The organism is Tateyamaria sp. (genome assembly GCF_039945315.1).
Taxonomy (GTDB): Bacteria; Pseudomonadota; Alphaproteobacteria; order Rhodobacterales; family Rhodobacteraceae; genus Tateyamaria.
In genome coordinates this window covers 13,204-25,113 of sequence record NZ_JBDUXB010000064.1, presented here as the reverse complement: position 1 = coordinate 25,113, position 11,910 = coordinate 13,204, and the positions used below count along the sequence as shown (strand labels likewise).

General features: G+C 59.6%; 11 protein-coding genes. 2 read left to right on the top strand and 9 right to left on the bottom strand.

Translation table 11 applies throughout. From position 1 onward, the window contains the following. Window positions 1-29 precede the first annotated feature (29 nt). On the bottom strand, window positions 30-1,436 hold the full coding sequence (uxaC, locus tag ABJD00_RS22145; RefSeq protein ID WP_413828671.1) for a glucuronate isomerase: 1,407 nt from the start codon (window positions 1,434-1,436) through the stop codon (window positions 30-32). Between the two features lie 263 nt (window positions 1,437-1,699). Here uxaC and ABJD00_RS22140 point away from each other — a divergent pair, with 263 nt between their 5' ends. Both ABJD00_RS22140 and ABJD00_RS22135 read left to right on the top strand, forming a co-directional pair. Continuing rightward, the gene (locus ABJD00_RS22140; RefSeq protein WP_413828669.1) at window positions 1,700-2,599 is read left to right on the top strand and encodes a serine hydrolase domain-containing protein; all 900 of its coding nucleotides are present in this window, start codon (window positions 1,700-1,702) and stop codon (window positions 2,597-2,599) included. 95 nt (window positions 2,600-2,694) lie between these two features. Then, window positions 2,695-3,435, top strand: coding sequence for a DUF1194 domain-containing protein (locus tag ABJD00_RS22135; RefSeq protein ID WP_413828667.1), 741 nt, complete (start codon window positions 2,695-2,697; stop codon window positions 3,433-3,435). 4 nt (window positions 3,436-3,439) lie between these two features. Here ABJD00_RS22135 and ABJD00_RS22130 read toward each other — a convergent pair whose 3' ends face one another. The 8 genes from ABJD00_RS22130 to ABJD00_RS22095 are packed head-to-tail and all read right to left on the bottom strand — an operon-like array spanning window position 3,440 to window position 11,853. Then, window positions 3,440-4,477, bottom strand: coding sequence for a glutathione S-transferase C-terminal domain-containing protein (locus ABJD00_RS22130; RefSeq protein ID WP_413828665.1), 1,038 nt, complete (start codon window positions 4,475-4,477; stop codon window positions 3,440-3,442). Window positions 4,478-4,519: 42 nt separating this feature from the next. Continuing rightward, window positions 4,520-5,851 (bottom strand): NAD(P)/FAD-dependent oxidoreductase, encoded by a 1,332-nt coding sequence (locus ABJD00_RS22125; RefSeq protein WP_413828664.1) that lies wholly within the window; start codon window positions 5,849-5,851, stop codon window positions 4,520-4,522. Beyond that, window positions 5,848-6,474, bottom strand: coding sequence for a GNAT family N-acetyltransferase (locus ABJD00_RS22120; protein WP_413828662.1), 627 nt, complete (start codon window positions 6,472-6,474; stop codon window positions 5,848-5,850). Before ABJD00_RS22120 ends, ABJD00_RS22125 begins: the two co-directional genes overlap by 4 nt. A 2-nt stretch (window positions 6,475-6,476) precedes the next feature. Further along, complete coding sequence (locus ABJD00_RS22115; protein WP_413828660.1) at window positions 6,477-8,027, bottom strand: trimethylamine methyltransferase family protein; 1,551 nt, start codon at window positions 8,025-8,027, stop codon at window positions 6,477-6,479. After that, the gene (locus ABJD00_RS22110; protein ID WP_413828658.1) at window positions 8,024-8,785 is read right to left on the bottom strand and encodes an NAD(P)-binding domain-containing protein; all 762 of its coding nucleotides are present in this window, start codon (window positions 8,783-8,785) and stop codon (window positions 8,024-8,026) included. Before ABJD00_RS22110 ends, ABJD00_RS22115 begins: the two co-directional genes overlap by 4 nt. Continuing rightward, on the bottom strand, window positions 8,782-10,254 hold the full coding sequence (locus ABJD00_RS22105) for an aldehyde dehydrogenase (RefSeq protein ID WP_413828656.1): 1,473 nt from the start codon (window positions 10,252-10,254) through the stop codon (window positions 8,782-8,784). Before ABJD00_RS22105 ends, ABJD00_RS22110 begins: the two co-directional genes overlap by 4 nt. After that, window positions 10,251-11,159 carry a dihydrodipicolinate synthase family protein gene (locus ABJD00_RS22100; protein WP_413828654.1) on the bottom strand — a complete coding sequence of 303 codons (909 nt, stop codon included), beginning with the start codon at window positions 11,157-11,159 and terminating at the stop codon, window positions 10,251-10,253. Before ABJD00_RS22100 ends, ABJD00_RS22105 begins: the two co-directional genes overlap by 4 nt. Continuing rightward, the gene (locus tag ABJD00_RS22095; RefSeq protein WP_413828652.1) at window positions 11,149-11,853 is read right to left on the bottom strand and encodes a GntR family transcriptional regulator; all 705 of its coding nucleotides are present in this window, start codon (window positions 11,851-11,853) and stop codon (window positions 11,149-11,151) included. Before ABJD00_RS22095 ends, ABJD00_RS22100 begins: the two co-directional genes overlap by 11 nt. Between the last annotated feature and the right edge of the window lie 57 nt (window positions 11,854-11,910).

The following is an 11,910-nucleotide window of genomic DNA, read 5'->3' as shown; positions in this document are numbered from 1 at the left end:
GTAAGGGTCGGAAAAATTTAGGTATTCACTCACAATTTATACGCCGTTTTTGCCAATCGATAGGTCAGGTCGTGGGCGACTTCGACTGCTTCTTGGAGGTCCAGTCGTCCGGTTTGCACCAATCCGGCCAGAAACGCACAGTCGACACGACGGGCCACATCGTGACGCGCGGGGATTGAACAGAAGGCGCGTGTGTCATCGTTGAACCCGACCGTGTTGTAAAAACCCGCCGTTTCGGTCGCCATTTCGCGAAAGCGCAACATGCCCTCATAACTGTCGTGAAACCACCATGATGGTCCAAGTTTCAGGGCGGGATAAACTCCGGCCAACGGCGCCAATTCACGCGAGTAGGCGGTTTCGTCCAGTGTAAAGATGATCACCGTCAGATCGCTGCGCCCGCCATAAGCGCTGAGCAGTGGGCGCAGCGCCGTTACGTAATCCGTGCGGGTAGGGATGTCATAGCCCTTGTCGCGCCCAAAGCGAGCAAAAACTTCCCCTGAATGGTTGCGCGCCGAACCGGGATGGACTTGCAGAACCAGCCCGTCCTCAAGGCTCATACGGGCCATTTCGGTCAGCATATGGCCGCGGAAACAGTCTGCTTCATCTGCGCTGCATTTGCCTTGCAAGGCCTTGGCGAACAGCGCGGCTGCCTCGGCTTGTGGCAAGTCTTCGGTGCGGGCGGTGGCATGGCCGTGATCGCTGGCAGTGGCTCCGTGCTCTTTGAAAAAAGCCCGCCTCGTGCGGTGTGCAGCCAGATAGCCCGTCCAGGTGGTTGCATCCTCGCCCGTCAATGCGCCCAGTTGGGCGACATTGTCGGTAAAGCCCGCGAATTCCGGGTCCACAACAGCGTCCGGGCGATAGGTGGTCGTGACCCGGCCCGTCCAATCGCTGTCCTGAATCATTTTGTGCCAGCGCAAATCGTCCAGCGCGCTTTCAGTGGTCGCAATCGCTTCGATATAAAACTGCTCAAACAGGGCACGAGGGCGAAACGCGTCTTCGCTGAGGCGCGCAGCAATCTGGTCATAGATGGCGTCGGCATTATGCTCGGCAAGCCTTTCGGTCACCCCAAACACCTCTTGGAATGCGTGATCGATCCACAACCGCGACGGGGTGGCGCGAAAGAGGTGATAGTGTTTGGCAAAGAGCCGCCAGATTTTGCGCGGATCCGTTTCGACCGGACCGCCATCAACGCGCGGCACACCAAGATCCTCAAGCGCGACACCCTGCGAATGCAGCATCCGGAACACATAGTGGTCCGGCGTCACAAACAGCTCTGCCGGGTTCGCAAAGGCGGCGTTTTCGGCAAACCAGCGTGGATCCGTGTGCCCGTGCGGGCTGATAATCGGCAGGTTTTTGATCTGGGCATAAATGTCGCGCGCGATGGCGCGGGTGCCCGGGTCTGGCGGAAACAGCCGATCTTCGTCCAACAGCGCCATGATGTTCCCCTTTTTCGCGGAAACTGACAGGGAGTTGCGCGGGGTACAAGTCGGGCGAGGGTGCAGTTGGCAAAAACAGTGACCCGCGCCATTGTGACTGGCGTGTCGTTGTGCGTCCCTTATGTTCTGCAGGAACTGATTGGAGACATCCCTTGCCGGACTTCACTCGCCGTCACTTGATCGCTAGCACGGCGGCCCTTTGCGCGACTCGCGCGATCGCGCAAGAACTGTCGTGGGAATCCGTTGTAGCGAAGGCCGGCGCAATGGAACAATGTCACTCCATTGCCGTTTACCACAACGGGGTTGCCGTTGCCTCAGAGCGATTTCGCGGGCCAGCGATCGGTCGTCTTGTGCCGATTAAGTCCGTGTCCAAAACCATTGTCGCTGCCCTAACGGGAGCGGCGCTCGATCGTGGCGAAATCCCGTCGTTGCAATCCACGTTGGCTGATCTGGCTCCTGATCTGATCCCTCGGGGCACTGATCCCCGGGTCGGAGCCATCACCGTCGAAAACCTCATCACCATGCAAGCTGGGCTGGAACGGACGTCTGGCGCAAACTATGGCGGCTGGGTCAGCAGTGCCAATTGGGTGGCCAATGCTCTGTCGCGTCCTTTTGTTGCTGAACCGGGCGCGCGCATGCTCTATTCGACCGGGTCCTTTCATGTGCTTGGTGCCGTACTGTCTGAAGTGTCGGGCGACAGTCTGCTTAGCCTTGCCAGCCAGCGACTGGGGAGCCCTTTGGGCATCGAAATCCCCGCATGGACGCGTGATCCGCAAGGGCGCTACCTTGGAGGGAACGAAATGGCACTCAGCTTGCCGGCAATGGTACGTTTTGGCGAGATGTATCGTCAGGGTGGGATGTGGGATGGTGCCCAAGTACTGAGCCCAGCGTGGACGGCGCAGTCCTTGCGCCCTGCCACACGCTCACCCTTTTCGGGTATGGACTACGGTTATGGATGGTTTCTCGCGCGCTCGGGCGGCACGAATTACGCACTTGCCCGCGGGTATGGTGGTCAGATCATCTGCATCGCGCCCGATCTGGGGCTGACCGTTGCCATCACCTCTGACCCAACGCGCCCTGCACGCAGCGGAGGGTATTTTGGTGATCTCAAGGCGCTGATCGAGGGCGCAATATTGCCTGTTGCGCGGCAAGACCGGTCGTAGCCCCGTGCCTGCGAATTGATCCGCGACGGCCTCGCGTGCCCATCGGGCGGTCGAAATCCTTGCCTCGTCGCGGGATTGGTCTCAGACTTGGGGTCATGCTGACCCGTCTGTTGTTGCTGTTCCTGCTGTTTTCCTCCCCACTGCTTGCGCAAACCCAGCGCGAAGCGGGGTTGGAATTAGTGCTGCTTGCTGACGCCTCCGGATCGATCGACCCCGAAGAACTGGTGTTCCAACGCCAGGGCTATGCGCTGGCCATGACCGACCCGGCTGTAATCGCGGCCATTCAAGGATCGATCTACGGAAACGTCGCGGTCACGTATGTGGAATGGGCCAGCAACACCGCTGTCGTGGTGCCATGGATGATTGTGGACGGGCCAGAGACGGCCGAGCTGTTTGCCACAGCACTCATCGGTCCACCACGTCAGGCCTATGGCAGCAACGCCATTGGTGGTGCGCTTTTGGACGCCAAACGGCTGATCGAGCAGAATGACATCTTTGCCCCGCGCGCCGTGATCGATTTTTCCGGCGACAGCATCCGCAACTCATCCGGCCCCGGCATCGCGCAAGCCCGCGCAGAGGTGCTTGCCGCAGGGATCACAATCAATGCTCTGCCGATCCTGCGCCCTGAGGATGGCAGGCGGGCAGGGGTCAATCTGGAAGAAGAATACGCAAACCGGATCATCGGTGGACCGGGCGCATTCATGGTCACTGCCGAAGGGCGCACAAGCTTCGCGGAAACCGTGCGGCGCAAACTGGTGCTGGAGATTTCCGGGCTGACACCAGAGACCCACCGAACAGCATCCACCAGCCCGGTCGAGGTCTTTCCGCAGCAATAGGCGTCTATCGGTCTGCCAGTTCCGGGTGCAGATAGGCGTGCGGGTACGGCACCGGATGGATCGGTCCCTTGGGCACCACGTTGTTCCACGACCGTCCAAAATACCCCTGTTTGCAGTGAAGAAGCGATCCGCTTTCTGCCACGCCGGGCAACGCGTAAACCCGGCACAGCCAACGCCACAGGTTGGGGTAATCTAGGATGCGCGCCCCGTTCAGTTTCATCCTGATGTAATAGATCGGGTCATGACGATAGAGCGTTGGAAACAGGCGTAAATCAGCTTCAGTAAATGTCTCGCCTGTCAAGAATGACCGCCCGTCCTTTAATCGGTTTTCCAATTGCAACAGCATCTCGAAGTAGGCGTCAAAGGCGGAATCGTAGACATCCTGTTTGCCTGAGAAACCCGCCTTGTAAGACCCGTTGTTAATGGCGACATAGATCGCCGCATTCAGGGCATCAATGTCGCTGCGCAGGTCTTCATGCGCGGGCCCCAATGGATACAACGCAGGCAGGCTGTCATCACTGAGAGTGCTGCCAAGCCCACGCGCTTGAGCCCCCAACATCCGCACAATTTCTGCGCTCTCATTGGAAACGATTGTCTGTGTCTTCTTGTCGTAGAGCACCGGAACCGAGCGTTCTTCCGACCCTTCGGCGGCATAGATTTCTTGCACCAACCTCCGTGCATGCCCCGTGGCTGTTTCAACCGTGCATTCGGGCAACGGCGCTCCGGTCGCGCTGGCCAGACGGTCAGGCGCAAACTCCCACAGGTTGGGGCCTGCCGGATCATCTTCGCCAGTCCGGTTGGGAAAGGCGACGTCCAAAGTGATGCTGTCTTGCAGCCCCAGAACATTGCGCGCCAGCGTCACGCGGTGGCACCACGGACAATTCAGCGCCGCGTGCAGGTGATAACGGCCGGGTTCCGCCGGATAGGCGTCACTTTGCCCGATTACATCGCGAAAGCCACTGACACCGCGCACAAATTCGCCTCGCGCGCGCCGGTCGGCGGCATTGCTTTGATCTTCTTCTTTGGATGTATCGATGGGCATTGGGGTACTTTCAGGCGTATCACCCCTAAGGAGTAAACTCGATCACAATTCCTTCCCAGCCCGCATTTCCGCCAGTCGGATGTGCATATTGGCACCAATTTGTGCAATCGGAGCGGGGGGCAGGCGCGACGGCGCGTTGACTGCGAGTGCTCTTTCGAGCGCGGGAGAGGTGATGCCCAACGACAGATCAGCCGCTAACCCACCGGCAAGCGTGCCCTTCGCCGTGCCCAGTCCGTTCTGGCAGCAGGCCGAATAAAGCCCAACGTCCAGTTCACCGATCACTTGCACGCCATTGCGGCTTAAGCACAATCGCCCGCCCCAGCGATGTTCCATCTCGATCCCATTTAACTGGGGAAAACGGGCCGCGAAGGCGCGGTCATGGTCGCGTGCCACCCCCGCAATACGCCGCGCATCGACCTCCATCTTGGGGTCAAAGGTGAACCGGTTGCGTATCACGATCCTGTCCCCACCCGTGCCAGAAATGCGGCGCACCGTGGTGCCCATGGGGTCGGCAGGGGTAAGACCCCAAATTCGGCGGCCACCCAGCCGTGCGATCTCATCCTCGCTCAACGCGCGGGTCATAGAGGCATAGGTAAACACATGCATCAACCGCCCCTGCATGTAGCCAAAGCTGTTGAGATGCCCGTTCACGGCCATGATCGCGCGAGGTGCAATGACTTGGCCCTTGGGGGTGCGGGCCACCCAGTCGCCTTTGCGTTCGAGCGCAATGACGGGGCTGTTTTCATGGATTGTCACCCGATTTGAGGCAAGGCCCGCCGCCACACCGCGAACGAACATGGCGGGTTGGATTATGGCCGAGCCGGGCGTGAACAAACCACTTTGGTAGAACTGTGTGCCGGTGATGTCCTGCATCTGTTGGCTGTCCAGCAATTCAAACGGCTCGTCCATTGCGCTCAGATGCTTGGCAAAATCCGTATTGTGCGCGGCCCCTTTGGCAGTGGCCGCTCCATTGATCTTGCCCGAAAGCGTGAAAGCTTCGGCGCTCAGCCCGTATTCTTCGACCATGGCAGCGGCATGCGCGATGCCTTGCCGGTTGTCCTTAGTTTGAGCGATGTCGCCTTCCAGTGCCCCGCCATAGTCGTCCGAGGTCAGATCATGGGGAAGATCGATCATAAAGCCCGAGTTGCGCCCCGCTGGCCCATCGCCCACCCGCACCGCATCCAACACGACAATGCGCGCACCGGGCGCCTCTTTGGACAGTCGGTGCGCGGCGGCCAATCCGGCATAACCTGCGCCAATCACCAGCCAGTCGGCTGTGATCGACGCTTCCAGGCGGTTTGCAGGTGCTGGGTCTTCCAGCAGTCGGTTCCACGCCGCTGGGCCGGGGTCGCGGGGTAGGCGGCGTACCCTCATGGGTTCACATCCAGAGGAAGTGACATATGCAGATGCAGGCCGATTCCATGGGCTCTGTCCAAATGAGGTATGCGCGTCTCGATCTCCACTTCGAAACCTTTGTGACGATAAAAATCGACCGCCGCATTGTCCGCTGACACATCCAGAGAGATTTGCGTGCAGCCTGAACCACGTGCGCGCTCTTCGGCCGTTTTCAGCAGGTTTGATGCAATACCTTGCCCTTGCGCAGATGCTGCCGTTGACAGTTCCAGAATGTAATATGCGCCCGTGCGCGGGACTGGGAACAGACGATCCATCCACTCCAGCGCGTCGTTCAGGTATGCCGCATCTGCTTTCGCAAGGTTCTGTGTTTGTAGATCCCGTGCAGCCTCAAAGTTCGGCCCATACTCATCCCATTTATGTCCAACGAGCAGGCCTATGACGGACGCCCCATCCATGACAGTGAAGGCTTGTCTATGGCTGAGAAGACCGCGTGTCGCCGGCCATTCGGCGCGCAAAATGTTTAGCAAGACATCGCGCGTGCGAAACATGAACGCGTTTAGTTTTGGATCGGTGTTCCATAGCAAATCAGCCAAAAGTTCTGGTGCGATACTGGCGTCTGCGGGTTCGACTGAATGCACCACGCTCAATGCTCCTGATTAAGGGCATCTGCGGCCGGAATCTCACGCTCGCGTCGCGCAATGTAATCCAGCAACGCTTCATTCACACCTTCGTCCAGCTTGGGTTCTTCATACTCGTTCAGCATCGCGCGTGCTTGTATCAGGGCGCGTTCGGTGATCTCGATCGCGCCTTCTGCCTGCCATTGCTCGATTGAGTTATTGTCAAACATTTCAGGCATGAAGAAGGCTTTTTGAAAGTGCTCAAGCGTGTGGGGATGCCCCAGATAATGACCGCCGGGACCAACATCGGGCACGGCCGCGATGGCGTCGTCAAAATCGTCCCAGTTGATCCCTTGTGCCATACGATAGGCCATAGCGCACATCTCTGCGTCCACGATGAACTTGGCAGTCGAACAGTGCATGCCCGCCTCGTTCCAGCCCGCCGAGTGCCAGATATAGTTCGCACCCGCCATCATGACCGCATTGAGCGTCATTGCGGATTCGTAACCGGCTTGGGCATCAAACGTCTTGGCCCCGCCCAGCGTGTTCGAGGTGCGCCACGGCACCCCGTAATGCCGCGCCATCTGCCCGATCATAAAGTTCATTAGGCTGATTTCTGGCGTGCCAGCCATCGGCGCGCCTGACTTCATCGATACTGTCGACAGGTAGTGACCGTAGATCGCGGGACACCCTTTGCGAATGACCTGTGAGTAGGCCAGCGCACTCAGCGCTTCGGCATTGAGTTGCGCAACCGTGGCCGGGGTAGAGGCCGGCGTATTTGCCCCGCCCAGCACAAATGGAGAGCATAGCACCGGTTGATTGCGCCGACAAAACGCGCGCATCGCGCCTAGCATGGTTTCGTCCCAGACCAGCGGCGAGTTGCCGTTGCAATTGCCCGTCACCACAGGTTGCGTTTCAAGGAACTTTTCTCCGAACAGGATCGCGGCCATGTCCAACACGTCCTCAGCATTCTTGGGCGAGGTCGTCATGCCCATGAACGTCTTGTCCGAGTGCTTAATGGAGGAATAAGTGATGCGCAGATGCCGCTGGCTGATCGGGTGATCGTAGGGTTCCACGATGTGATGTGCGGACGAGTGCATCGCAGGCAGCATGTGGCTGAGTTTGTGGAAGTTTGCCAGATCATCGAGCGTTGGGTTGCGCCGCACGTCGTCCAGATCGCGCAGATATGGGGCGCCGGTCATGGGCACAAAGATGCTGTGATCCGCGCCAAAGGGCAGGTTATTGGCCGGATTGCGGGCGTGATAGGTGAAAGTTTCGGGGATGGTCGCGATCAATTCACGCACCATTGCGCGGTCCAGATAGACGGTTTCGCCCACTACCTTCGCGCCTGAGCGCGTCCAGTCCTCAAGCGCAATGGGGTCGCGAAACACGACCCCGACGTTTTCGAGGATGTCCATCGATGCCGCATCGATCTTTTCCACTTGTTCCGGGCTCATCGGCTCGGTCAAAGGCAGCTTGCGTTTCAATGCGGGCAGCATCGTGATGTCGCGGGTTTGCCGCGTGGCTTTGCGCGCGCCGCGTCCGCGGCGGACTGTTCCCACAGCATCTACGCTCATGTCGCGCCTCCAAGGCGATCACCAATGGCCGATAGGGTGTCGCGCAAAGTTGAATGCGCGCCGCCGTCTCTTAGCCCTTGGGTCATTTGCAGGCTAATCGTGCCTTCGGTGGCCAGTGCGTCGCGCTCCTGGCCCAGTTGTCCGGCATCTCCGTCCGGCAGGGCGGCAAGGAACCCCGTCACCAATTTGCTCGTGTAGCGCATGGCATTGTCGGCGTCCCCTGTTTGCTCGGCCAGCCATCGACCGCCCGTGTCCATAAGGTCCAGCAGGCCCGGCGCCATGGCGCACACCGCAAAATGCATGTTGAACGCCGCCTCGTCCGGCACGGGGATCACCGGATTTTCCGGCGCGAACAAGGCGGTCAGGATCGCCGCATCCGGGCATGCGGGCAGGGAGCAGCCGCCCTGTTCCAGATAGCCCAGAGGAATGGTCATGGTGATCTCGCACGCAGGCGCGCACATCTCGGCCAAAGTGGCCAGCGAAAGCCCGGCCATGACGGAAACCAGTTGATGATCTGCCCGGAAAGACAAGGCGGCGATCACGTCTTGGGCGACATGCGGGCGCAGGCACAAAAACACGATGTCGCTGCGATCCAGGACCTCCTGATTGGTCGCGACGTCAACAGAATGAGACCGCCTGAGGGCCTGTGCTGTGTCCCCGTTGCACTCTGAGACACAGACCTCATGCCCTCGCTCGGCCAGAAAACGCACCATGGGCGCCGCAATGTGGCCGGTGCCAATAAACCCGATGCGGCTCATGCCACGTTGTCCCCGTCGCGTGGGTCGGTCAGGTCGATCCAGATGGTCTTGATCTCGGTGTACTGGTCATGCGCGTGTACGCCGTTGTCGCGCCCGCCAAATCCGGATTGCTTGTAGCCGCCAAATGGTGTGGCGATGTTGCCTTCGCCGTAGCAGTTGACCGTGACGGTGCCCGCGCGGATGTCACGCGCGGCACGGATCGCGTTGCGTCCGTTGGCGGAAAACACGGATGCCGCAAGCCCATAGGCTGTGTCGTTGGCAACCGCTACTGCCTCATCGTTGTTGGCCACTTCGATGACCGAAAGAACAGGGCCAAAGATTTCTTCGCGGGCCTTGGGATCGTCCTTGCTCACCTCAAAAATGGCGGGGGCGACATAGGGACCATCGCCTTTGTCATCGAGGTAGCTTCGTACCTTGGCACAGTGGCCTGCATCGATCAGCGCACCGATGTGGTGGACTGGGTTCAGAGGATCGCCCACCTTCCAGTCGCGCAAACGCGCTTCGATCCGTTCCATCAGCGCAGGTTTGACTGCTGTGTGCACAATCAACCGGGACGTGGCGGAACAGTTTTGCCCGGCATTCCAGAACGCCGCGTTTACGACATGCTCGGCCACGTGATCGAGGTTTTCTGCATCATCAAACACCACCGCAGGGTTCTTGCCGCCGCATTCCAGAACCACCTTTTTCAGATTGCTGTCAGCGGCATAGTGCAGGAATCGGCGGCCCGTGTCGGTCGAGCCGGTAAAGCTAACCATGTCCACGTCCATATGCCGCCCCAAAGGCTCGCCCAAAGACGGTCCGTCGCCTGGCAGAACCTGAAGCACTCCACGCGGCACGCCTGCCTCATGGGCCAGTTCTGCAACGCGCAGGGCGGTTAGGCTCGTTTGTTCGGCGGGTTTCACAATTACAGAACAACCTGCTGCAAGGGCGGGTCCAATCTTCCACGCCAGCATCATGAGAGGGAAGTTCCATGGTAAAACGGCGGCCACAACGCCAACTGGTTCACGCAGGATCATCGCCATTGCGCCGTCGCCTGTTGGGGCCGTCTGGTCATAGATCTTGTCGATCGCCTCGGCGTGCCATTTGATGCAGTGCAGCGTTTCGGGCAGGTCGACTGTCTCGCAATCGAGGATCGGTTTGCCGGACTCCACGCTTTCCATCACTGCCAATTCGCGGCGGTTCCGCGTCATCAGCTTGCACAGGCGGATTAGCACGTCCTTGCGCGCCTCCGGGTCCAGTTTGGACCAGTGACCCTGATCAAACGCCTCGCGGGCCTTGGTTACCGCCAGATCGACGTCTTCGGCATTGGCCGTCGAAATCTGCGCAATCTCCTCACCGGTTGCGGGGTTCACGGTGGCCATCATCGGGCCGTGGCCGCGTTGGTACTTTCCATCGATAAATGGAGTGCGGGGCGGGTCCAATGCATCGGCCAAAGCGACATATTCGGCGTGGGTTAAAAGGTCGGTCATTGGGCGTCCCCCGTAATGTGCGCGATGGCGGTGTTCATGGTGGCGATCACTTCGGCCAGTGTGCGTTTGTCGTCTTTGTTCAGCGGTTGCAGGGGTTTGCGCGGCGGTCCTGCATCAATCCCGCGAAGTGTCAGGCCGTATTTGATGCACTGCACAAACTTGCCGCCCTGTTCGAGAACCCGCATCAGGGGCAGCATCGCGGACATGATCGCGCGGCCCTTGGTGAAATCGCCTTCGATGGCGCAGGCCTGATAAAGCGCGATGTGGGCCTCGGGCGCAAAGTTGGACCCCGCACAAACCCAGCTGCGCGCGCCCCATGCAAAAAACTCAAGCGCTTGGTCGTCCATCCCGCAGGACAGCGCGATGTTGGGATAGTCGCGCGCCAGCATGTGCAGGCGGTTGATGTCGCCCGAGCTTTCCTTGATGGCGCAAAAGTTGGGAGAGCGGCCAACCCGGTCCAATGTTTCCTCATCCATGTCCACGGACATCCGGCCAGGGTAGTTGTAGAGCATCACAGGCAGGTTCGCCGCTCGGTCAATTGCCAGCGCGTGCAACGCAATTTCGCGTCCTGTGGGGTAGGCGTAAGGGGGCGTGGCGACCAGCAGAGCGTCGGCCCCTGCGGCTTTGGCGGCCTTGGCGAACATTACGGAATCTTCGGTGCGGATCGCGCCAGTGCCAACGATCATCGGCACCCGGCCTGCAATCAGGCCTGCGGCCCGGGTCATCATCTCCAGCCGCTCTTCGGCGGTTTGCGCGTAGTACTCGCCCGTGGACCCGGCCACGACGATCCCGGCGACACCAGCGTCGATCAGCAGATCGACGGTTTGCGCCAGTGCTGCCTCATTCAGCGTGAAATCGTCGTGATAGGGGGTCACCAGCGGGGTGTAGATGCCTTCAAACTGCATTTTCGCGGTCCTTGTGGGGGATCACATCCACGGGCAGTGGATTGGGGCGTACGAAACGCTCCATCCGGTCGCGGCTGAGGTCCCAGTGTTGGATGGTAAGGTCGATGGCGAGCGCACCTTCGCCCGCTTCGATGGCGGCGATCATGGCATCGTGTTGTTCCACGGCCTTGAGAACGAGCATCGTTTCAGATGGGGAGGCAGGGCGGTAGAACGTCTGGCTGAGTCTTGTGTGATCGATCAGCAGTCGATCCAGTGCGGCTACCAGATACGCATTATGCGCCATGTGCCCGATGATGGCGTGAAATTTGTGATTGGCGAGGGCTGCGTCGTCTGGTTTGCCGCCCTTTGTTGCTTTTGTGAAATCAACCTGCGCGACCTTGAGCGCGTCAAGTTGCGCACTGGTTCGGTTCTCGCAGGCCAGTCGCGCGATGTTGGCATAGACCATGGGTGCGGTCTGAAAGAACGTGCGCAACACGGCGATGTCCATGGACGCCACCTTGGCTCCGCGGTTTTGCGACATCACCACGTATCCTTCGCCTTGAAGCCGTTGCAGCACTTCGCGCAGTGGTGTGCGGGACATGCCGTAGCGTTCGGCCAGCCCAACTTCGTCCAGATCATGGCCCGGTTGCAGATCCGTGGACAGGATCCGGCGCCGCATATCAGCAAGGCAGTCGTCTTTTGAGAATCGTGTCATGGCAGCCCTCAAGGATTGCATACATAAAGTATACAAAAAATTTTAGGCGCAAGAAAA